The organism is Archangium gephyra, assembly GCF_042230915.1.
GTDB classification, from domain to species: Bacteria; Myxococcota; Myxococcia; order Myxococcales; family Myxococcaceae; genus Archangium; species Archangium gephyra_B.
Window position 1 is genome coordinate 10,097,383 of sequence record NZ_CP102578.1, and the last position, 20,539, is coordinate 10,117,921.

Annotated in this window: 17 protein-coding genes and 1 pseudogene; 7 read left to right on the forward strand and 11 right to left on the reverse strand. The window is 70.4% G+C overall.

Annotated elements, in window-relative coordinates:
* Nucleotide 1: 1 nt before the first annotated feature.
* From NR798_RS39755 to NR798_RS39775, 5 genes and pseudogenes are all read right to left on the reverse strand, one after another.
* Nucleotides 2-2,194, reverse strand: coding sequence for an ATP-binding protein (locus tag NR798_RS39755; RefSeq protein WP_375767789.1), 2,193 nt, complete (start codon nucleotides 2,192-2,194; stop codon nucleotides 2-4).
* 119 nt (nucleotides 2,195-2,313) lie between these two features.
* Nucleotides 2,314-3,399, reverse strand: a complete 1,086-nt coding sequence (locus NR798_RS39760) for a glycosyltransferase (RefSeq protein ID WP_375767790.1) — start codon at nucleotides 3,397-3,399, stop codon at nucleotides 2,314-2,316.
* A gap of 37 nt (nucleotides 3,400-3,436) precedes the next feature.
* Nucleotides 3,437-4,615, reverse strand: a complete 1,179-nt coding sequence (locus tag NR798_RS39765; protein WP_375767791.1) for a glycosyltransferase — start codon at nucleotides 4,613-4,615, stop codon at nucleotides 3,437-3,439.
* Between the two features lie 172 nt (nucleotides 4,616-4,787).
* Nucleotides 4,788-6,353 (reverse strand): ArnT family glycosyltransferase, encoded by a 1,566-nt coding sequence (locus tag NR798_RS39770; protein WP_375767792.1) that lies wholly within the window; start codon nucleotides 6,351-6,353, stop codon nucleotides 4,788-4,790.
* Nucleotides 6,354-6,422: 69 nt separating this feature from the next.
* Nucleotides 6,423-7,178: pseudogene (locus NR798_RS39775) on the reverse strand (peptidoglycan-binding protein); the annotation flags it as partial.
* Nucleotides 7,179-7,415: 237 nt separating this feature from the next.
* On the opposite strand from NR798_RS39775, the gene NR798_RS39780 reads away from it, so the two are divergent.
* Nucleotides 7,416-7,667, forward strand: a complete 252-nt coding sequence (locus tag NR798_RS39780) for a hypothetical protein (protein WP_375767793.1) — start codon at nucleotides 7,416-7,418, stop codon at nucleotides 7,665-7,667.
* The gene (locus NR798_RS39785) at nucleotides 7,652-7,876 is read left to right on the forward strand and encodes a hypothetical protein (RefSeq protein ID WP_375767794.1); all 225 of its coding nucleotides are present in this window, start codon (nucleotides 7,652-7,654) and stop codon (nucleotides 7,874-7,876) included. Before NR798_RS39780 ends, NR798_RS39785 begins: the two co-directional genes overlap by 16 nt.
* 14 nt (nucleotides 7,877-7,890) lie before the next feature.
* Here the strand turns inward: NR798_RS39785 and NR798_RS39790 are convergent, their stop codons facing one another.
* From NR798_RS39790 to NR798_RS39805, 4 genes are all read right to left on the reverse strand, one after another.
* Nucleotides 7,891-9,081 (reverse strand): hypothetical protein, encoded by a 1,191-nt coding sequence (locus NR798_RS39790; protein ID WP_375767795.1) that lies wholly within the window; start codon nucleotides 9,079-9,081, stop codon nucleotides 7,891-7,893.
* 1,051 nt (nucleotides 9,082-10,132) lie between these two features.
* Nucleotides 10,133-10,681, reverse strand: coding sequence for a peroxiredoxin (locus NR798_RS39795; protein WP_375767796.1), 549 nt, complete (start codon nucleotides 10,679-10,681; stop codon nucleotides 10,133-10,135).
* Nucleotides 10,682-10,726: 45 nt separating this feature from the next.
* Nucleotides 10,727-12,007, reverse strand: a complete 1,281-nt coding sequence (locus NR798_RS39800) for an amidohydrolase family protein (RefSeq protein WP_375767797.1) — start codon at nucleotides 12,005-12,007, stop codon at nucleotides 10,727-10,729.
* A gap of 70 nt (nucleotides 12,008-12,077) precedes the next feature.
* Complete coding sequence (locus tag NR798_RS39805; protein WP_375767798.1) at nucleotides 12,078-12,533, reverse strand: hypothetical protein; 456 nt, start codon at nucleotides 12,531-12,533, stop codon at nucleotides 12,078-12,080.
* A 124-nt stretch (nucleotides 12,534-12,657) separates the two neighbouring features.
* Between NR798_RS39805 and NR798_RS39810 the strand changes: the two genes are divergently transcribed.
* Complete coding sequence (locus NR798_RS39810; RefSeq protein WP_375767799.1) at nucleotides 12,658-13,476, forward strand: hypothetical protein; 819 nt, start codon at nucleotides 12,658-12,660, stop codon at nucleotides 13,474-13,476.
* 262 nt (nucleotides 13,477-13,738) lie between these two features.
* On the opposite strand, the gene NR798_RS39815 is transcribed toward NR798_RS39810, so the two are convergent.
* Entirely contained in the window at nucleotides 13,739-13,924 is a 186-nt protein-coding gene (locus tag NR798_RS39815; RefSeq protein WP_375767800.1) for a hypothetical protein, read from the reverse strand.
* A gap of 467 nt (nucleotides 13,925-14,391) precedes the next feature.
* Nucleotides 14,392-15,195 (reverse strand): hypothetical protein, encoded by an 804-nt coding sequence (locus NR798_RS39820; RefSeq protein WP_375767801.1) that lies wholly within the window; start codon nucleotides 15,193-15,195, stop codon nucleotides 14,392-14,394.
* 274 nt (nucleotides 15,196-15,469) lie between these two features.
* Here NR798_RS39820 and NR798_RS39825 point away from each other — a divergent pair, with 274 nt between their 5' ends.
* The 4 genes from NR798_RS39825 to NR798_RS39840 all read left to right on the forward strand — a co-directional run bounded on the left by NR798_RS39825 (nucleotide 15,470) and on the right by NR798_RS39840 (nucleotide 20,529).
* Complete coding sequence (locus tag NR798_RS39825) at nucleotides 15,470-17,413, forward strand: protein kinase (protein ID WP_375767802.1); 1,944 nt, start codon at nucleotides 15,470-15,472, stop codon at nucleotides 17,411-17,413.
* An 11-nt stretch (nucleotides 17,414-17,424) separates the two neighbouring features.
* The gene (locus tag NR798_RS39830) at nucleotides 17,425-18,483 is read left to right on the forward strand and encodes an alpha/beta hydrolase family esterase (protein ID WP_375767803.1); all 1,059 of its coding nucleotides are present in this window, start codon (nucleotides 17,425-17,427) and stop codon (nucleotides 18,481-18,483) included.
* A 127-nt stretch (nucleotides 18,484-18,610) separates the two neighbouring features.
* The gene (locus tag NR798_RS39835; RefSeq protein ID WP_375767804.1) at nucleotides 18,611-19,780 is read left to right on the forward strand and encodes a polymer-forming cytoskeletal protein; all 1,170 of its coding nucleotides are present in this window, start codon (nucleotides 18,611-18,613) and stop codon (nucleotides 19,778-19,780) included.
* Nucleotides 19,777-20,529 carry a carbohydrate deacetylase gene (locus NR798_RS39840; protein ID WP_375767805.1) on the forward strand — a complete coding sequence of 251 codons (753 nt, stop codon included), beginning with the start codon at nucleotides 19,777-19,779 and terminating at the stop codon, nucleotides 20,527-20,529. The genes NR798_RS39835 and NR798_RS39840 overlap by 4 nt, the downstream gene beginning before the upstream one ends.
* Nucleotides 20,530-20,539 lie beyond the last annotated feature (10 nt).

Sequence of the window (20,539 nt, forward strand, 5' to 3'; positions counted from 1 at the left end):
CTCACGGTGCTTCGGGTGCCGGCGGGGCCAGGGGCAGCTCCACCGTGAAGGTGGCCCCGTGCCCGGGCGTGCTCTCGGCGGAGATGGTGCCCCCCATGGCGTGGAGCACTTGCTGCGTCACGTACAGCCCCAGCCCCAGCCCGCCGTAGTGCCGCTCCGACACGCCCCGCTCGAACTTGTGGAAGATGCGGGGCAGCACGTCCGGCTCGATGCCGATGCCCTCGTCCCGCACCACCAGCCGGGCCTGGACTCCCTCGGCCTGGACGCGGATGGACACGGGATGGCCGGCCCCGTACTTGAGCGCATTGGAGAGCAGGTGCGAGACCACCTGCTCCAGCCGCAACCGGTCCCACTGCCCCACCACCGGCCCCTCCGCCTCCAGCCGGAGGGGACACCCGCTCCGCTCCGCCTCCGGCTGGAAGCTCGCGGCCACCTCCCGCACCAGCTCGGACAGGTCCACCGCCTCCCGCTCGATGCGCAGCCGTCCCGCGCTGAGGTGTGACACGTCCAGCAGGCCATCCACCAGCTCCGACAGCCGCTTCACCTGGCGCCGGCACACCTCCAGGTGCCCGAGCAGGCGCTGGCCCAGCGTGGGCTCCAGCCGCGACTCCAGCTCGCGCGTGAGCACCCGCAGCTTGAGCATCAGGGGCGTCAGGGGCGTCTTCAGCTCGTGGCTGGCGATGGAGAGGAACTCGTCGCGCAGCCGCACCGCGCGCTGCGCATCCCGGTAGAGCCGGGCGTTGTCCACCGAGAGCGCGGCGCGCCGGGCCAGGTCCTCCGCCGCCTCGAGCTCCACCGCGCCGTAGTGCCGGCCCGAGCGCACGGTGGTGATGAAGGTGAGCGCGCCCAGGGTGCGCCCGCGGGTCAACAGCGGAACGGACAACAAGGAGATGGGGCCGGTGGCGGCGATCGCCCGGGCATGCTCCTCGTCGTGCGCATGGGAGGAGAGTCGCTCGGGGGGCATCTCCGGCAGCAGCACCGGCCGCCCCTCGAGGATCGCCTGGGTGGGCGGGTGATGGGGGTTGCCATCCAGCCGGGCCGGGAAGCGGCGCAACCGCTCGGCCAGGGGCGCCTCGGAGGGCTCCGCCGCCGTCACCTCCATCCGGCGCACCGAGCCGTCCTCCTCCAGCAGGTCCACCATGCACCAGTCCGCCAGCGTAGGGACGGCGAGCCGCGCCAGGGTGGCCAGCGTCGTGGCGTAGTCCAGGGAGGACGCCAGCGCCGTGCCCGCCTCCGCCAGGAAGCGCTGGAGCTCCTCGCGCCGGCGCCGCTCGGTGATGTCGATGACCGAGCCGATGTAGCCGAGGAACTCTCCGCCCGGCCCGAAGCGCGGAGCCGCCGCGTCGATGGCCCAGCGGTACTCGCCGTCCGCGCGGCGCAGCCGGTAGTCCAGTTGGAAGGGCGCGCGCCGCGCATTGGCTTCCACGAAGACGGCCTCCACCGACACGGCATCCTCCGGGTGGAGGGCCTTCAGCCACCCGAAGCCCAGCCCCGTCTGCTCCGTCTGGCCGGTGAACTCGTACCACTGCCGGTTGAGGTAGGTGCACCCCCCCCGCGGGTCCGTCATCCACATCATCACCGGCGCGTGGTCCGCCATGTTGCGGAAGCGCGCCTCGCTCTCCTGGAGGGCGCGCTCGGCGGCCTTGCGCTCCCCGATGTCCATGAGCGTCACCAGCACCCGGTCCGCCCGCCCCACCACCGCGTCCCAGGTGAAGGTGAAGAGCACCTCCATGCGCCGGCCGTCCAGCGCCCGCACCACCGACTCCGCCTGAATGAAGGAGCAGCCCTCATCCAACGCGACCATCTGCTCGACGAACACCTCCAGCGACTCCGGCAGGAAGATGCGCTCCAGCGAGCCGAGCAGCTCCTGCTGGCTGGAGGCGCCGACCATCCGCAGCGCGGCGTCGTTGACGCCCACCACGCGCACCCGCCGCACCGCCTCGAGGACGAACTCCGGGTGCGCGGCGCACCAGGCGCGCACGTCCCGCTCCCCCTGGCGCCACAGCTCGCGCAGCAGCTCCTGCACCCCCGAGAAGTCCTCCTCCCAGATGGAGACCCCCACCGTCTGGACGATGTGACGGGCGTGGGCCTCGCGCTCCTCCAGCTCGGCGAGCCGGCGCAGGAGGGCCGCCCGCTCGTCACCGGAGCGAGCGCCCCGACGCCCCTCGGGGCTCTTCCTGGGTGCCTTGGGCATGGGTTACCGGACAGCCCCGCCACGTGGTGCAACGAAGGCGCGCATGCTAGGCGCAACCCCCGGGGGGACACCGGAATTCGCCCGGAGGTATCACTACCGGACAGCGCGGGGCGCCGGGCTCAGCCCAGGCCCAACGCCCGCTCCACCTGCAGCGCCCGGTGCGCGTAGGTGTGCTCGGCCAGGACGCGGCGGCGCGCCGCCTGCCCCAGCTCCCGCACCCCGTCGTCCGTGAGACACAGCACCGCCTCGGCCACCTCCAGGCCGTCCTGCGCCACCAGGCACTCGCGCCCCGGCTCCAGGAAGAGCTCGATGCCCTCCCACGCGTCCGTTATCAGACAGGCACCCGCGCCCGCGGCCTCGAAGAGCCGGGGGGCCGGCGAGAAGCCGAAGCGCGCCATGCCATCGCGGCTGATGTCGAGCACCGAGCGCGCCGAGCAGCGCAGCGCGTTGCAATCCCTGGGCGGCACGCAGCCCACGTAGCGCACGTTGGAGGGCCGCGGCCGGTCTCCCCACCCCTCCCCGCCCAGCAGGAAACGCTTGTCGGGCAGCAGGTCCGCGGCGCGCAGGAAGAAGGACTCCACGCGCCGCTCCAGGTCCGGCAGCCGGTCCTCCAGCAGCGCCAGGTCACAGTCCAAGCGCTGCTCGGCCAGCACCGGCTGGTGCACGTCCGGGTCCACCGCGCTGTAGATGGGCACACACTCGCGGGCCCCGAGGTCCCGGTAGGCCAGCACCACCGGGTCTCCCCCGCCCTGCGTGAAGACGCGGTCATAGCGCGGCACGAGCGCCCGGAACGCATCCTCCGGGTTGCCCGCCATGCGCTCCAGGGTGACGGGAGCGTCCAGGTCCCAATACACCACCTGGGTGCGGCCGGACTTGAGCTCCAGCACGCGGGCGTCGAGCCAGTCGTCGCGGAAGCCCACGTTGCTGGCCTTCACCACCACGTCGGCGTCCCGGGCCTCCTCCAGACAGCGCTCCAGGCCGCCGGTGCCCTCCACCGAGTACACCACCACCGTCGCCCAGTCCGGGGCCACCGGCAGGTCGCGGCGGCGCTGACGCTCGGGGAGCGCCGGCTCGTAGAACGTAATCTGGTGGCCCCGCGCGTGGAGGGCCCGCAGCAGGCCGCGGTAGTACATGGCGGCTCCGTTCCACCAGGCGGAGACGAGGCTCGCGCCGAAGAAGGCGATCCGAAGTCCGTGGCTGCTCATGCGAAATCCTTTCCGACGCCCATCCAACAGTCGCCGCTCAGGTCGCCCGCGCCAGCTGGGGCTGGACGCACGGCGCCACCCCGGACGCGCGGTCCAGGTCGGCATAGACCGCAAGGTAGGCATCCGCCATGCGCTCTGGGGAGAACTCCAATGCACGTGTCCGTGCAAGGGTGGACATCCGGCTGCACAGCACCGGCTCCGACACCAGCCGGCGCAGGGCGCGCGCGAGCATGTCCGTGTCGTCGGGTGGAACGAAGACAGCCGCGTCCTCCCACACCTCGCGCAGGGAGGGGATGTCCCCCAACACCAGCGCACACCCGGCGAGCGCGGCCTCCAGCGCCGGCAGGCCAAAGGGCTCGTAGCGCGCGGGCAGCACGTAGATGGAGGCCCGGCCCATGTAACCGGCGAGCTCCGCGTGGGGCAGCCGCCCCAGCGTGCGCACATAGCGGGCGCGCACCTCACCGCCATCGGGGTGCTGGGAGTGTCCGGCCACGAGCACCGGCCAGTCCAGCCGGGGTGCCGCCGTCTCCAGCACCTCCAGGTTGCGCGCCTCGTCCCACAGCCGGCCCGTGGCGAGGATGAAGGGCTCGCGCACCGGGCCGGGCGGGAAGTCCTCGTGACGGCGCGCATGGGGGATGACGCTGGAGGAGCGCAGCGGCCCGTAGTGCCGCGACAGGGACGCCAGCAGATCCGCGGTGGGCGCCACCACATGGCCCGCGGCACGCAGCCCCCGCGTCACCGCCCAGCGGTAGCGCACGTCGCGCTCCAGCGCCGGCTCGCCCTTCACCGCCTCCCACCACGAGAGGGGACACTCGTGCGCCACCACCAGCGGCTTGTGGCGCCAGGGCAGCGCGCCGTGGCAGTAGCCGTTGAGGTGCACCGCGTCCGGCTGCAGGCGGGACTCCAGCTCCAGCAGCCACTCGCCCGCCGCCGCCACGTCCTCCCAGGCATCCTCCGGCCCTTCGGACCGCCAGGTGCTCTGCTCGATGGTGAGCCCCGGCACGCCCCGCACGTGGGCCCACTGGAGCGCGGTGAGGGGTGCGCCCTGGACGGCCAGCGTCACCTCCACGCCCCGGCGGCCCAGCGCACGGCACAGCTCCAGCGCGTACGTCCACACGCGGCCCGTGGTGCCGGCCGTCATGAGCACGCGGCGCACCTCCCCGGAGGCGCTCGGGCGCGCGGACACGGGGGCAGGCAGCGAGGAAAGTTCGCGCATGGGTATATGCGGTAACACACCTGTGACGTCCTGCCAGACGGCCCCCCCCTCATGAGTCCCCGCCGCTGAACGGATCGCCCCCCCCAATGCCGCCGGGTCAACGGATGCGCCGTGCGAAACCAGACAGGGGATCCAGTGCCATGAAAACGTCCTTGTCACCCCTCCGCGTGGCTCACGGATCGGCTCGCGGCACCCGCTCCCAGACGTCCGGACCGCCCTGTCCCTCCGCGGGGAAGCGGCGGACGAACCGCTCGCGCAACCACTGCTGGCTCCGCGCGGAGAGCTGCCAGGCGCCGCGCCACCCCACCACCACGTAACGGCAGCGCTCCAGCAGCGGGAGGATGGTGCGCTGGGAGGCGCTCGCGGAGAAGGCGGCCTGCGTGCTCGCGAAGTGCTCGCCCGAGCCGAGCGCGTCCTGGAGCATCAGCGCGTAGGCATCCACCAGCAGGGGCGCGCCGGGAAGCCGCGGGGGCAGCCGTCCCGCGGTGAGGCCCCAGGCGGGCTCGAAGGCGCAGACGGGCGCGTCCGCGGGCACCGACTGGCGCAGGTACCTGCCGAGCGCCGGCAGATCTGGCGCGCGCGCCCGGAGTCCCTCGCGCAGGTGCCTCGCGGAGACGAGCGGCACGGCCACGGCCAGCAGGACGGGCACGGCGCGCGCCCACCGCCAGCCCCGGGACGAGAGCCACCCGTGGAGCGCCGAGGCGCCGAGCCCCGCCAGCACCGCCTCGGAGGCGGCGAGGTGGGCGTTGTACTGGTTCCAGTAGCTCGGCGAGGCGAGGAACGCGGCCACGGTGAGGCCGTAGGCCACGGCGAAGAAGCGCTCGGTGGGGCGGGACGGATGGGAGGCGCGCATGGAGCGCACCATGGCCACCGCCAGCCCCAGCAGCGCGAGCCCCACGCCCACCAGCCGCCGCTCGTGGAGCATGTCGTGCAGCCGGGCAAGCCGGTGGGGCTCACCGTCCCCGGGGCGCAGGGACTGGAAGAGGAAGACGTCCTGGAGGAAGCGAGAGGGAGCGGCCGCGACGAAGGGCCCCACCAGGAGCAGCACGGTGGCGCCGGCCACGAGCGCGAGCCCGAGCTGGGAGCGCCACGCGGCGCGCGGGGAGCGGGACAGCAACGCGGCGGCGAGCCAGATTCCGCCCAGCACCTTCACCGAGATGGCGAGGCCGCAGAGCGCCCCGGCCCAGAGCCACGCGCGGGACGCACGGCCGTCCTCGGGTGAGCCGAGCCAGACATTCGCCATGGCCAGACAGGCGAGGTTGAGCACGGGCTCCAGGAAGGGGCCGCGCTCGACGACGACGAGCTCCGGATAGGTGGCGTAGACGAGCGCCGCCACGACACCGGCCACGGGCCCCCAGGCGCGCAGGGCGAGCCGTCCCACCAGGAAGACATTGAGGGCCCCCACCGCGGCGGCCAACCACCGGGCGAGAACGAAGCAGGTGGCGGCGTCCACCCCGGAGGCGAGCGCGGCCGCCGGGCTCCACAGCAGCAGCGAGCCCGGAGGGTGGACGAAGATGAAGTCCCGGTACGGCAGCACGCCCTGGAAGAGCAGCGCCGAGGCGGTGAAGTAGACGCCCTCGTCGTAGTCCACCGGGTAGCCGAAGGCGCCGTGCCGGTTGAAGAAGGGCAGGACGCGGAGCACCCACGCGCCCACCGCCAGCAGGGCCAGCGTCCACGACCAGGGCCGATTCCGGACGCCGTCCTCCAGGACTGGCGGTGACTGAGGGGGCGGGCTCATCGAAACGGGCGCGGAGGGTAACAGCCCGCGCCAGGGAGCCCAAGCAAAGCCCTCGCCCCGGGGGCTCGCTCAGTGGGAGAGGACCTCCAGGGCGCGCCGGTAGTAGACCTCGCGCTGCGCGAGCCCGTTGAAGCCTCCGTTGATGCGGCGGGTGATCTCCCGGAAGTCGCCCACGTCCGCGAGCGCGTTGAGGCCCCGGCTGGTCCAGAACCAGGCGGCGACGCGGAAGCCCACGTCGACATCGGCGGCCCGCTGGGGGTCGGCCTCCAGGTCGATGCCCAACGCCCGGCTGGCGGCCCGGTAGTTGGTGCGGCCCGTGAGCTGGATGGGGCCCCGGCCCTTGTAGCGCCTGCCATCTCCCGGCTTCGTGTTGCCCAGGTCATGGCGTCCCTCGTACGCCTCACCGGTGGCGAGCTCCTCGAAGAAGCGCAGCTCGGCGCTCTCATGGGCGAGCTGGGCGAGGAAGGCCGCCTGGCGCTGGGGGGTGAGGATGTCGGCCTCGACCATCGCCGCGTCGAGGTGGGGCAGACACTCGGCGGCCCGCCCTGGGAGCAGCCTGGGCATGATGGCCTGGAGCTGCTTCTCGTTGAGCCGCGAGCTGATGGGAACCTCGGGCGGCTCGCCCTCGACATGGACGCCGAGCGCGGTCCACGTTCGCGGTCCGACGATGCCATCGGCCGTCAGGCCCCTGGACTGCTGGAAGAGCTTCACCGCGGTCTCGGTCCTCGGGCCGAAGACACCGTCCGCCACGCCGGGATCGAAGCCGGCCTCCAGGAGCTTGCGTTGCAGGCCGGCGACCTCCGGGCCACGCGACTCCAGGCGCAGCTCCCGGGGCGTGGTGGAAGATCGAAGGGTGGACATGTCGAGAGAAGGCATCGGGAAGGCTCCACGTGGAAACGTCACTCCACGGTGGAGACGTGCCAGCGGATTCGTGAGCAGCCCCCGGGTCGGACGGGGCCGTGACATCCCCGCTCTACCAGCGAGCAACAGAGGAAACGGTTGGACGGGCTGCTGTGCGGCACGGAGAGTCGCCACGTGAAAACGACATCAGCCTGGAGGCGCATGGCGACAAGCCTCGGCATCCTCCTCGTCTCTTGCAGTGCGACCCGCGCCTCGCTTCCCACCACCACGAGCGCCCAGGAGCTTTCCCGCTCCGTGCTCGTCCTCGAGAAGACGCCGGACGGGCAGGTCACCCATTCATGGGAGCCCTTGAGCAGCTTCGATCTGTCGAAGTTGCCCTACCGGACAGGCGGCGGCACCGTGGAAGGCCCCATCGTCCGTGCGGCCTGGACTCGCGATTGCGACTGTGGGTGACCGGCAACGGGACGGACAACGAAGGGCGCAAGCAGGTCTTCGGCCGCTGGGACAAGGCGAAGCTGCCGGATGGACGGGAGGTGCCCGTGTGCTTCAACCTCATGAACCCGGATGGCACCTATGAGTCCGAGGTGGGGCCACCCGGCTACGCCCGGCTGCCGCGCCAGATGCCCGTGGTGGCCGTCAGGCGCTTCGTCTTCGAGGATTAGACTCCCGCGGTTTCCTAGGGAACGGCGGGACCCGCGACCTCGGACCCGCCGTCCCGGCCCTCGGGCGTGCGCTGCCGCTCGAGCCAGCCCTTGTACTCCGCCGACTCCAGGAAGGCCCTGGCCTCGGGTCCGTCCTCGATGCGTACCCGCATCAGACTCCCTCCCGCCTGGCGCTCCATCGACTCGAGCAGGCGCACCGCGCCCGCGTGGTCCGCCTCCTCGAGGGCCAGTCTCAACAATTCCACATGGGGCTCCAGCAGCGCCGGCTCCGCCTCGAGCACCTTCTGGAAGGAGCGCTTCGCCCCCTCCAGATCGTCCTGGTCCAACATCACCTGTCCCCTGACGTGGTGCAGGTAGGGGTCCCCAACCCTCGCGTCGAGCCGGTCGATCGCCGCCATCATCGCCGCGCTGTCTCCGAGCAGCAGCGGGTTGTCCAGCGCGAACAGGTCCAGCAGCGGATCCTTGGGGAAGGCCTTCTCGAAGACCACCAGCCCCAGCGCGTACTCCGCCTCGTCCAGCGACGCGAGCACCTCCAGGCGCAGGCGCTGAATGAACCGCTCCCCGCGCACCCGTGGCGCGAGCCGGTCCATCTCCTCCACGGCCTCCCGCCCCTGGTCCGCTCCGAGCAGGCGCTCGATGCGCCGCAGCCGCGGCAGCTCCTCCACCCAATCCCGCTCCGGGCCGCGCAGCCTCCGGGTGAGACACTGCCCCCGCTCGGCCGCGGCCAGCAGGTACACCCGCCACATCAACTCGCTGAGGCGCTCTCCTTCCCGGTATGGGAAGAGGTCGACGATGACGGCCTCGTTCCGGGCATCGCGGCCCAATTCGAACTCGAGGTAGTTCAACCCGGAGTCGGACAGGACGCGGAAGAGCGCGAGCGGCGTGCGCCCGCTCATGCGGACCTGGAGCAGCCGGACATGAAGGCCCTGCCCGCCCGTGCCCAACAACCGGCGGCCCAGAGGCCATCCGTTCGCGCGCGCGTCGCTGGCCAGGTCCTCGAGGAAGGCCCTCGAGACCGGCAGGCCCCGCGTCACACGCTGGAGCAACTGCTCTCCATCGAGCCGCGCATCCAGGGCGGCCGGGTTTCCGTCACGAAGTGCGGCTTCCACCTCCCGGGCCAACGACAGGAAGGCCGGGTCGACGGGGGAGGACATGCTGGAGGGAGGCGGGGGCGCCATGAACAGCAGCCAGAGCAGGGAGAGCATGCCCCATGGCCTATCACAGAAGATGACCGGGGAAGTAGCCCGGCCTCCGTGACTTCCGGGGTCATCCCACCGCGGGCTCCAGCAGGCGGAGGCGCCGCGCGCGCGCGTCACGCCTGCTGCTCAGGGTGTTCCGATGCCACCCTCGGCTCTGGCAGGAGACGATGCCACGAAGGATGCTGCTGCTGGTTCCGCTGCTCGTGAGGGAGACGGGTTGCCCGCATGCCTGGGGGCGAGGGGGAACCATCGACGAGGCCCTGGCCAAGGACATGCGGGACTACCGTCGGATCGGGGCTGCACGTTCGAGGAGGAGGCGTGGTGGGAGCAATGCGGCGAGGATTTCTGGAGCAGACCGGACCTCGAGCAGCAAGACTGTCCGCAGCAGTGTCGGCCTCCCAGGCAGAGGCAATGAGGACTTCCTCCGCGCCTGCTCGCTGCAAGGCAGCCGCAAGGAGGGCGAGCTCTGCGACGAGCTTCCCGCCCTTCTCGTGGACGGTTGTGAGAAGGGCCTCATCTGCTCGGGCTTCTGTGGTCGGCCCTGCCGTCTGGAGGAGCCGTCCAGTTGTCCCGAGGGGTACGTCTGCAAGGAGGGGGACCACGCCCCCTCCTGCGTGCCCACCTGCGAGGGCCGCGCCTGCCCCGCGGGCCAGAGGTGCGTGTCCCTGATGGGAGGGTATGGCTCCGTCTGCATGACGGTCTACGGCCAGGACTGTGAGCTGAATCCCTGTCCCCAGGGGATGTACTGCACCCGGAGTACCTACCCGACGACCCCGGGCAGAATCTGGATGCAGTGCCTGCGCCGGTGTGGCCGGAGTACACCGCCCTGCCCCGAGGACTCGGCCTGCGTCTTGTTCCAGTGCCGCCAGGCGTGCAACCCAGAGGGACCACCGGTCTGTGAGCCGGGCTTCGGGTGTGGGCGCGACCAACCTGGCCAGCCGTGGGTGTGCCTGCCGAGCACACGGCCCGAGTAGCAGCGCGCAGACGCAGGACGCATGAGAGGGGCCGGAACCCGGGGGCTCCGGCACCCTCTCACCGGCGCGTGACGTCCAGGGCGCTACTTCTTCGCGTCCTTGCCGGCTTCCTTCACCGCCGCGTCCGCGCCCGCGTCCGCCTTCGGCTTGCGGATGGGACAGGACACGATCGCCCCGTTCGGATCGATGGCGTCCTTGCCGGACTCCACCTTGAGCACCTTGCGGTCCTCGCCAATCACGAACGTGTAGCGGTTCGCCAGCTTCAACACCGGCGTCTTCACGTCATAGAGGTTCGTCAGCTTCGCGTCGGCGTCCGGGATGAACGGGAACTGCGCCTTCAGCGACTCCTTGAACTTCGCCAACGTCTCCTTGTCATCGGTACTGACGGCCAGGACCTGGCCGTGGAGCTTCTCGACTTCCGCGTAACGGTCGCGGTACGCCGAGAGCTCGCGGGTTCAACCACCTGTGAAGGCTTTGGGGAAGAAGGCCAGGATGACCGGGCCCTGCTTCACCATCTCCGACAGGGTGTACGACTTGCCGGCGGTGTCTTCCACCGTGAAGTCCGGCGCGACGTCCCCCACCTGGGGGGAGGCTCCCGCGAGGAAGCCCGCTACGAGCGTGGGAATGAGCATCCCCCGAGTTAACGGCTTCGCCGTTTCCAGCGCAACCAGGGGGCCCTACTTCTCGCTCATGCGGGCCCAGACCGCCGCGGCGGCCTCGCGCGCCTGCTCCGCCACCACCGAGGGGTTCACCGACAGGGGCCGGCGCGCCCACACCCGCCACACGCCGTCCACCATCACCGACTCGACGTGGCGCGAGCCCAGGCCGAACACCACGTGCCAGGCGAGGTTCTCCGCCGTGAGCGGGGTGGCCGGCAGGTAGTCCATGATGAGCAGGTCCGCCACCGCGCCGTCGCGCATCAGCCCCACCTGCAGCCCGAAGGCCTGCGAGGCCAGGCGCTGCCCGTTGGCCAGGTAGCGCAACACGTCGATGGGCTGGCCCGCGTCGCGCGAGCGCAACCACGCCGCCTGGGCCTCGGCGAACATGTCCGCGCTCACGCTGTCCGCGCCGAGCGTGGCCCGGTGGCCGAACTTCAGCGCCGGCGCGTAGCCCACCTCGGCCTCCATGTTCGAGCGCGGCGTGTGCGCCAGCCACGCGCCCGTGGGCAGCAACTGCGCCAGCTCGGGCCAGGCCAGGTGCCCCACGTGCGCCAGCAGCGCCTGCGGCGACAGCAGCCCGCCGTCCACCAGCCGCATCACCGGCGAGGAGCCATAGCGCTCCACCGACAGCTTCTCGTCCAGCGGGTCCTCCGCCAACGGCACGTGCAGCCCCGCGCCGGTGCTCTTCACGGCCTCGGCGATGCCGTCCAGGCCTTCCTTGCTCACGGTGAAGAGCGGGGCCGCGCCCACCTGCCCGCGCAGCCGCCCGCGCGCCTTGCGCGTGAAGGCCACCGTCTCCTCCAGGCCCTCCTCGCGCCCCAGTGCGCCGCGCCGGTCCGTCACCGCGTAGGCGAGCACCGCGCGCAGACCCACCTCGTGCAGCCCGCGCCCCACCCGCAGCAGCGAGCCCTGCACGGCCTTGGGCGAGGAGTGCAGATCGAAGAGCGAGGTGGTGCCGCACTGGAGGGCCTCGAGGCCCCCGGCGGTGGCGGCCACCTGCACCGCGTCCAGGTCCAGCGCGTCCTCGTAGCGCCAGCGCACCTTCTCGAGCAGCTCCTCGTAGCCCTCCAGCTTGGGCCGGGGCATGCCGCGCCCGAGGCTGGCGGAGAGGCGCTGGTGCGCGCTCACCAGGCCCGGGAAGACGAGCTTGCCCGAGAGCGCGATGACCTCGTCATCCGGGGCGGCTTGCAGCTCGGGGCCCCGGGCCACGATGCGCTCACCCTCGATGCGCAAGTCCACCCGCTCGACACACGCGGGTTCGAGCTCGACGACGATGCCACCTTTCAGGAGCGTACCCACCCGTCCCTCCGGTTTGTCCGAGACCATGAAGCCAGCGCGCCCCGCCCCCGGACGCCGACCGGGCGGCAGGTTAGCACTCCCTCCGCGTCATGGCGCGCCACAGCACGAAAAGGATCAACCCCCCGCGTCCGGTCCACAACGCGGTGCGCAACAGGTTGGTGACGACGAGCCGGCGCCAGACGTCCGGCTGGAAGCCCGACCGGAGGGACTCGTGCAGGGGCACCTGGAGGAAGAAGGTGGACAGCCACAGGGCGGCCACCAGGGCCAGGCCCACCCAGGGCACCAGCGGATTCACGGCGGGTGGGGGGTGGAGCGCCAGCCAGACGGCCGTGACGAGCTCCAGCACCATGGGCGGGCCCACCACCCAGGTGGTGAGGACCCCGTGCGCGGCGGCGTAGGGGACGAAGCCGTCCGCGCCTACCCGGGAGAACAGGGGGTAGTGCACCACCTGGACGAACCAGATGAGCCCCACCATGTAGAGCGTGGCCGCCGCATGGGCGAGCAGGACGAGCGGGGTGCTGGGCATGGGCAAGGGCTTACGGGACAGGCTCCTGAAGAACTTTTTCGGCAACCTGCCAGGGCGAGCCTCGATTGGTGACTCTCGTAGCAAATTTTTTGGGGGCTACAGAACGCCCATCCAAAATGCATCCATGGCCGAAGCAATGCCCCGACTCATTGCGCCCTCTCCGGTAAGTTCTCCCGAAGAGTCCATTAACCACCTCGAAGACTTGCTCGAGCGAAGCAACGTCCTGCTTCAGAAAGAGCCTACCGACGCAGAAATGGCGGCTTACCGAGAGTCACTGCGCCGCATCTTGGAGGAGGCATTCGAGGACGCAAATTGGTGGTCCCTAATTAGCGCAGTGGGGAGGTACTACCCCCATGAGGAGTACGACGAGAGCCAGCGCCAGCATTATGAGATTCGCGAGAAGAACGTACTTGTCACTGAGTGCATCAAGGACCTCAAGCGCGTTGCAGCCCGCCTATCAGCGATCCCTGCTCCGGCTGTAGCTTCAAGTCTTGAGACCCTGGAGAATATTCTCCGTCAGTTCCACCGAGTCGCGGCTCAGCTACGAAAGCGCCATGACGGCCGCAAGACACTGGTGATCAAGGACGAGTACGACGTGCAGGATCTCTTGCACGCGCTGCTTCTCATGCACTTCTCCGACATTCGCGAAGAGGAGCACGCGCCTAGTTTCGCTGGCGCGAGCCCACGCCTGGACTTTTTGCTTAGGAACGAAGAGATCGTCATTGAAGTGAAGAAGACCCGTCCGTCGCAGACCGTCAGGGGCCTATGTGACGAACTCATTGCGGATATTGCCCGGTATCAGGCTCACCCCAACTGCAAAACCCTGGTTTGCTTCATCTACGACCCAGAGGGACAGCTATCGAATGTGGCCGGACTCATCCACGACATTCAGAGCACGCCCTCAAAGATCCCAGTCCGCGTTCTCGTAGTTCCGGCAGGCTGAGCAACACCCCACCGTATTCCGCTTCGCTTCCGCGTGTTCCACCCGCGTAGGCGGGTAACGCATCAGGGCTCCGAAGTCCTATCGAGGCCCATCCTTAGCCGCCTGTATTGTGCAGCTCGGTCATCCGGAGTCTCTCCAAGACTGTAGTTGGGTCCGGTGAGTCCGGTTTTTTCGCTCCCCACAAGGGAGGCCTTGAACGGTAGCCCAGGGCACCAAATGGGCTCCATTGACAGGGAATCGCGAGGACAGAGAGCAGTTGTCGCTACTTCTGCTTGCTCCGGGTCTTCAGCGTCGATTCGGGAGAGAGGAGCCGCAGTTCCCAAGTCCGCAGATTCATTTTCAAAAGCGACAGGTACGACACCACTACAAGGAACGTATTCACCGCAGCGGGCTCCTTGAGGCTCTTGACGATGGACAAAGCCATCCCTGCAACGTCAATGACGCCCATACGAAACTCCTTGGCTAGGTAGAAATCCGGCCAACTACCGATCTGACAAAACCCAAAGCGGGAGCACGGGAGAGGCGACCGCTGTCCGATGAAGATGCGCCAGAAGAAGTGCCCCTATCCACCTCTCTTGAACAGCAACCAACGGTGCCTCACAACCGCAGGGCACAATTTACTCCCCCAGTGCTGGTTGTCAATGCGCTTTTTCAACCCTGTAAAAAGTAAATCGTCCCTAACTTCAGTTAGCTAGAGGTAGTCGCTGATATCCAAAGTAGTGGTTTTGTAAATTCACTCAACTTCACGGGTTGTCCGTAAAATTTACTTGGCCGTAAGAGCGAGCCCATCCACCCTTATCTGAGAGAACAGGGAGTAGTGCACCACCTGAACGAGCCAGATGAGCCCCACAATGTAGAGGGGTGGCCGTCGCGTGGGCGAGCGGGGTGCCGGTCATGAGGCTTGCGCGTCACCTTCTAGTGCAGGCCGAGCTCATGGTCCCAGTCATACAGCTTCTCGAGCAGATCCGACGTGCACGCACCGGACACACGCTCGAAGGCCAGAGGGTCGAGACTCGCGAGGCGCTCGCGCTGGAATGTGGGATCGGCCAAGGCGTCGCGGTGCTTCAGGTTGCGAGCGTACGCAAGAGCACGGGGCAGTTCCCGGAAGATGGCCTCGAGGCACTCCTCCCGCGTCGCTCGCGCCATGCGCTCCGCAGCCGTCTTCAAACGCGCATGCACCGAGGTGTCTCCCGCCGGGCACCACGCATCCAGGGCCCAGCCGCAGGAGGCCACCATTAGCTCCTCCAGGGTGAGCGCGGCCCCGAGCGTCTTGAAGAGGTAGCGCGCGGACTGGAGCGGCTCCCAGAAACGCAGCACCGCCTGGAGGCGCAGTGCCGTTCGCTCCGCGCTCCTCGGAGCATCCTGTGAGGTCGCGAAGTACAATGCCCCCCACGCATTCTCGCGGCAGAACGCCTCGTAGGGGTCATCCACCTGGAACGTGTTCTGCCAGTTGAGGGCCTCATACATACCGCTCATGACGTTCGAGAGCATGTACAGCCGCCAGGCCGGGCGCTCGTGCTGAAAGTCCGCAACTCCGTGTGTCAGCACCACTTCTCCGGGGGAGACCTCCAACATCTGACGGGGGGCGGAAAAGGCGCCGTCCTTCCGGTATTGCTCGCCGCACCGCAGGCCCTCCTTCTTCGAATTTTGGTGGACCGAAGAGTAAAGGCCACGCAGGAAGGACGGCAGTTGCAGCGAAGAAGGCTGTTTGGACGCCATGGGTCCGTCCTACCAAAACGGGTCACCATCGAGTGAGGTCACGCGGCCAGAAGCTGCGTCTCTCGCCCATGAGTACCTTGAGAGAGGCCATCCTCTTCACCATCACGCACCGTCCCGGAGCCTTCACCGCCGTGCCCGAAATGCGCTCCAATGCGGTCCAGGAGGTGCCTCCGGGCGCCGCTCCTCGTAGACTGCCCCCATCGTGGTCTCCGACAGCAGCAACGCGTCCTGGTTTGGCCGTTACCGTCTCAGCTCTCGCATCGCGACGGGTGGCATGGCCGAGGTGTATCTCGCGCGGCGCATCGAGGAGGACGGCTCGCGCGGTCCGGCGGTGGCGGTGAAGCGGCTGCTGCCCCACATGCTCACGGACCGCCGCATCGTCCAGATGTTCCTCAACGAGGCGCACATCACCGAGCAGATCCACCACCCCCACGTCATCTCCATCCTGGAGCTCGGCGTCGAGGGCAACGAGCCCTTCATCGTCATGGAGCTGCTCGAGGGCCGCTCCTTCGCCGAGCTGCGCCAGGAGGCCGCCGAGCACGGCCAGCACGTCCCGCTCGGCATCACCCTGCGCATCCTCGTGGACGCGTGCCGGGGACTCGATGCCGCCCACCGCGCCGTGGACCAGGAGGGCCGGCCGCTGCGCATCGTCCACCGCGACTTCACCCCGGACAACATCCACGTCGGCGTCAGCGGCACGGTGAAGGTCATCGACTTCGGCATCGCCCGCGCCGAGTCCATCGGCTCCGGCACCGAGCCCGGCACCCTCAAGGGCAAGTTCTTCTACATGTCGCCGGAGATGATCATCGGCGGCTCGGTGGACCACCGCGCCGACATCTTCGCCGCCGGCGTCATGCTCTACGAGCAGCTGTGCGGCCGCCGCCCCTTCACCGGCCCCACCACCGACGCCGTGCTCCAGCGCATCGCCGAGGGCCACCCCCGCCCTCCCACCGCGTTCGACCCCTCCGTGCCTCCGGAGCTGGATCGCATCTGCCTCATGGCGCTCGCGAGAGACCCCCACGAGCGCTTCGAGAGCCTCCAGGTCCTCATCGAGGCCATCGAGCACGTGGGCGGCGCCGCCGAGGTCGCCTCCCCCGAGCAGGTGGCCGCCTACGTGGAGGCGCTCTTCCCGCTCGACCGCGACCCCAAGCGCCAGGCCCTCCGCCGCGCCCGGCTCGCCGATCCTTCCCAGCCCGCCACCGGTGCCGCCCCGAGCGCGCCCGCGCGTCCCTCGGCCCCCTCCCGCACATCCGAGGAGCCCCACGCGGCCCCTCCCGCGAAGAAGCGCGGCCTCATGCCCGTGGTGGCCGTGCTCGGCGGACTGCTCGTGCTGGGCGGTGGCGCCGCGCTGCTGCTCCCGCGCCAGGGCCCGCCTCCCGCCGAGCGGCTCGCCGCCGCCGAGGCCACCACGGACCCCGATGCCCGCGTCTCCGCCCTGAAGGGCCTGGGCAAGGACGAGCGCGCCAACGCGGCCCAGCTCGCCCAGGCCGGTGCGCTGCTGCTCGCCGCGGGCATGCCCCAGGCGGCCCTGGACGTGGCCGAGGCCTTCGTCGAGCGCTTCCCCAAGGACGTCGAGTCCCACCTGCTCGCCGCGCGCGCCAGCACCGGGCTGAGCATGGGCCGCCGCGCCGAGCGCGCCATCGAGCAGGCCCGGGCGCTCGCCCCCGAGGACGTCCGCCCGCAGTTGGCCCTCGCCACGTTGCGCGAACGCCAGGGAGACCTGTCCGGCGCCGTCGCCGTCCTCGCCCAGGCGTACGAGAAGCACCCGCGCGATGCCGAGGTGGCACCGCGCTACGGCCTGCTGCTGTCGCACCAAGGGCAGCTCGACCAGGCCGCGGAGGTGCTCGGCGCATGGACGCGCCGCAACGAGGACGCGCGGGCGCTCGCGGAGCTGGGCTTCGTGCGCTACCGCCAGGAGAAGCTCGACGAGGCGGCGGCCCTGCTGCGGCGCGCGCTGCGCAAGGACAAGGAGCTGGCGCTCGCCCACTACTACCTGGGGGCAGTCCTCTTCCGGCAGGACAACATCTCCGGCGCCGAGCGGGCCTACCGCGAGGCGGACCGGCTCGAGCCCCAGGAGCCGCGCGCCCTCGCCGCCCTCTGTCAGGTGCTCGCCCATGCGGGCCGGGTGAACGATGTGGACGCGCTCAAGCGTTCACTGGCGGCTCGATTCCCGGAGAAGGCGAAGTCGCTTGCTGCCGAGTGCGCACCGGCTCCTTAGAGCTTGGCGCCATGACCCCTCGCCCTTCCCTGCTGAACGCCCTTGGCGCCGCCGCGCTGCTGTTCACGGCGGCGTGTCCCGGCCGCACCGCTGGACCCGAACCCACGCCTCCTCCCCAGGTCCCCGACTCCGGTCCACCCGCCGCGCCCGCCCCCGCGCCGCTTCCCGAGCGCACCTCCTGCAGCGGGCTCACCGTGGGCCCCGGCACCTACAACTGGACCCTGACGCATGAGGGGCGCACCCGCTTCTTCCACGTCTTCGTCCCCCAGAGCTACGACCCGGCGAGGCCCACGCCCGCGGTGCTCTCCTTCCATGGCTACAGCTCCGACGAGCAGGAGCAGGAGGACCTGAGCGAGCTGTCCTCGCTGGCCGAGGCCCGGGGCTTCATCGCGGTGTATCCCCGCGGGCTGAACCAGAACGAGCTCGCCGGCACCACGGACCCCCAGGCCGAGGACACGCGGAGTTGGAACGCGGGCGTGTGCTGTGGCCCGGCGGTGCTCTCCACCCCGCGCGTGGACGACGTGGCCTTCGTGGACGCGATGCTCGCGGACCTGGACACGCGCCTGTGCCTGGACACCAAGCGCATCTACGCCACGGGCCTGTCCAACGGCGGCTTCTTCTCCTACCGGCTCGCCTGCGAGCGCGCGGGGCAGATCGCCGCCATCGCGCCCGTCGCCGGCATGGCGGGCTTCGAGCCGTGCTCACCCGTGCGCCCCGTCTCGGTGATGCACTTCCACGGCACCGATGACCAGGTCATCCGCTACGAGGGCGGCACCATCCCCTTCCTCGGCGGGCCCTACCGCTCCGCGCAGGACTCGGTGGCGCGCTGGGCCAACCTCAACGTGTGTCTCGACGGCGCCATCACCACGTACGACCAGGGCGACAGCTCCTGCAGCACGCTCACCAACTGCCGCCAGGGCACCGCCGTCACGCTCTGCACCGTGCAGGGCGGTGGCCACACCTGGCCCGGGGGCCTCATTCCGCCCGAGGCCGGCCTCGGCAACACCACGCAGGACCTCGACGCGACCGAGCAGATGTGGCTCTTCTTCCAGGCCCACCCGCGGCCCTGAGCACGGCCCGCCGGACTCCGGGCGATGGTGCCCGCGGCGGAAGGCCTGGCCGCCCCGGGTGCCTTGCCCGGCCGATGGGGGACCTCCAGCGTTGGAGATGAACAGTCTCACGCGGGAGGGCTTCATCATGTCCACGAAGGCCGAGCGGTACCGGAGTCCCTGGCTCCCCTGGCTCCCCTCCCTGCTGGTGCTCTGGGCCCTGGTGCCCGGCATGGCCTCGGCCGCCGAGGTCCGCAGCGGAGACGTGGTGAAGGTGGGCCCCCAGGAGGTCATCGACGAGGACCTCTATGCCTTCGGCCGTACCGTGAACATCCAGGGCACCGTCCGGGGCGACCTCGTCGTCATGGGGGAGCAGGTGGACATCTCCGGCACCGTCGAGGGGGACGTGATGTCCGCCGCCTCGAACAGCCGGATCTCCAGCCCGGTGCGCGGCAGCCTCCGGGCCGCGGGCGGCGAGCTGTCCGTGAGCGCGCCCGTGGGCGAGGACGCGATGCTGGCCGCCGGCAACCTGCGGCTCACCCCCGAGGCCCAGGTGGGGAGGGACCTCTACCTCGCCTCCGGGGATGCCCGCGTCTACGCGCCGGTGCTGGGCGAGCTGCGGGCCGCTGCGGGGACGCTCACGCTGGCGGCCCCGGTGGGCCAGGACGCGCACGCGGAGGCGGGCACGCTGCGGCTCACCAACGAGGCCCGCGTCAACGGCAACCTGAGCTACCGCAGTGACAAGGACGCGCAGATCGCCTCGGGCGCCGTCGTGGCGGGCTCGGTGGAGCATCTCGCCGCCCGGCACGCCGCGGCGGGCCGAGGCCCCTTGCTGGGCGTCTACTTCTGGCTGCGCTCGCTCGTGGGGCTGTTCGCGCTGGGGCTGCTGTTCGCCCTGCTCGCGCCCCGGTTCGCGCGCCGGGTGACGGCTATGCTGCGCCAGCGGCCCCTGCCGAGCCTGGGCTGGGGAGCGGCGCTCTTCGTGAGCATCCCGCTGCTCGCCGGCCTCGTCTTCCTCGTGGGCATGCTGCTCGGCGGCTGGTGGCTCGGCCTCTTCATCCTCGCCCTCTACGCCTTCGCCATCGCCCTGTCCTTCCCGGTGGTGGGCCTGTTCCTCGGCCGGTGGCTGCTCGAGCGCTTCCACAAGACGGGGGCCCACCTCGCCGTGGCGCTGCTGCTGGGGCTGGTGCTGCTGACGCTGGCGGGGCGTGTGCCCATCCTGGGGGCGCTCGTCGCGCTGGCCACCATCCTCTTCGGACTGGGGGCGCTGCTGCTCAGCGTGGTGAGGGGCCGCGAGCCAGCCGGGGCTCCGGTGTGAGCGCTCCGGGGCGCGCCCTCATCATCAACGCCGACGACCTGGGGTACGACCCGGCCGTCACCCGGGGCATCCTCCGCGCCATGCACGAGGGCATCGTCTCATCGGCCACGTTGATGGTGAACACGCCCTACTCCGAGGCCGCCGCCCACGAGGCCCGGGGCCTGTCCATCGGCCTGCACTTCAACCTCTCCCGCGGCCTCCCCGTCTGGGCCGCCTTCCCCGTCGAGGCCCTCCAGGGCGGGGCCTTCTCGGAGCCGCTCGTCCCGCGCCTGACGCCGGACGTGGTGGAGGCGGAGGCGCTCGCCCAGTTGGAGCGGCTGGACGTGCTGCTCGGCCAGCCGGCCACGCACGTGGACGTGCACAAGCACCTGCACCAGCACCCCGGAGTCTTCGAGGGCCTGGTGCGTGCCGCCCGCGCGCTCCGGCTGCCCGTGCGCTCCACCAGCCCGGACATGCGCAGCGCGCTGCGCGTGCACGGCGTGCGCACCAACGACCACTTCCTCGGGGACGCGGGCGCGGAGGCCTGGTGGACGCTGGAGCGGCTGGAGGAGTACCTCGCCTCGCTGCCCGAGGAGGGCGTCACCGAGCTGAGGTGCCACCCGGGCTACCCACCCGAGACAGTGAGGAGCCGCCATGCCCGGCAGCGCGAGGTGGAGCTGGCCACCTTCCTCCACCCGCGGGCCCGGCTGACGCTCACGCGGCTCGGGGTGAAGCCCACCGACTTCCGCGTCCTCACGCGGCCCGGGTAGGCCTGGCGGA

What these genes read in the sequence shown, in the direction of transcription:
- NR798_RS39755 (WP_375767789.1), bottom strand. Translation starts at nt 2,194, where the DNA reads ATGCCCAAGGCACCCAGGAAGAGCCCCGAGGGGCGTCGGGGCGCTCGC.
- NR798_RS39760 (WP_375767790.1), bottom strand. Translation starts at nt 3,399, where the DNA reads ATGAGCAGCCACGGACTTCGGATCGCCTTCTTCGGCGCGAGCCTCGTC.
- NR798_RS39765 (WP_375767791.1), bottom strand. Translation starts at nt 4,615, where the DNA reads ATGCGCGAACTTTCCTCGCTGCCTGCCCCCGTGTCCGCGCGCCCGAGC.
- NR798_RS39770 (WP_375767792.1), bottom strand. Translation starts at nt 6,353, where the DNA reads ATGAGCCCGCCCCCTCAGTCACCGCCAGTCCTGGAGGACGGCGTCCGG.
- NR798_RS39780 (WP_375767793.1), top strand. Translation starts at nt 7,416, where the DNA reads ATGGCGACAAGCCTCGGCATCCTCCTCGTCTCTTGCAGTGCGACCCGC.
- NR798_RS39790 (WP_375767795.1), bottom strand. Translation starts at nt 9,081, where the DNA reads ATGCTCTCCCTGCTCTGGCTGCTGTTCATGGCGCCCCCGCCTCCCTCC.
- NR798_RS39805 (WP_375767798.1), bottom strand. Translation starts at nt 12,533, where the DNA reads ATGCCCAGCACCCCGCTCGTCCTGCTCGCCCATGCGGCGGCCACGCTC.
- NR798_RS39810 (WP_375767799.1), top strand. Translation starts at nt 12,658, where the DNA reads ATGGCCGAAGCAATGCCCCGACTCATTGCGCCCTCTCCGGTAAGTTCT.
- NR798_RS39815 (WP_375767800.1), bottom strand. Translation starts at nt 13,924, where the DNA reads ATGGGCGTCATTGACGTTGCAGGGATGGCTTTGTCCATCGTCAAGAGC.
- NR798_RS39820 (WP_375767801.1), bottom strand. Translation starts at nt 15,195, where the DNA reads ATGGCGTCCAAACAGCCTTCTTCGCTGCAACTGCCGTCCTTCCTGCGT.
- NR798_RS39825 (WP_375767802.1), top strand. Translation starts at nt 15,470, where the DNA reads ATGGCCGAGGTGTATCTCGCGCGGCGCATCGAGGAGGACGGCTCGCGC.
- NR798_RS39830 (WP_375767803.1), top strand. Translation starts at nt 17,425, where the DNA reads ATGACCCCTCGCCCTTCCCTGCTGAACGCCCTTGGCGCCGCCGCGCTG.
- NR798_RS39835 (WP_375767804.1), top strand. Translation starts at nt 18,611, where the DNA reads ATGTCCACGAAGGCCGAGCGGTACCGGAGTCCCTGGCTCCCCTGGCTC.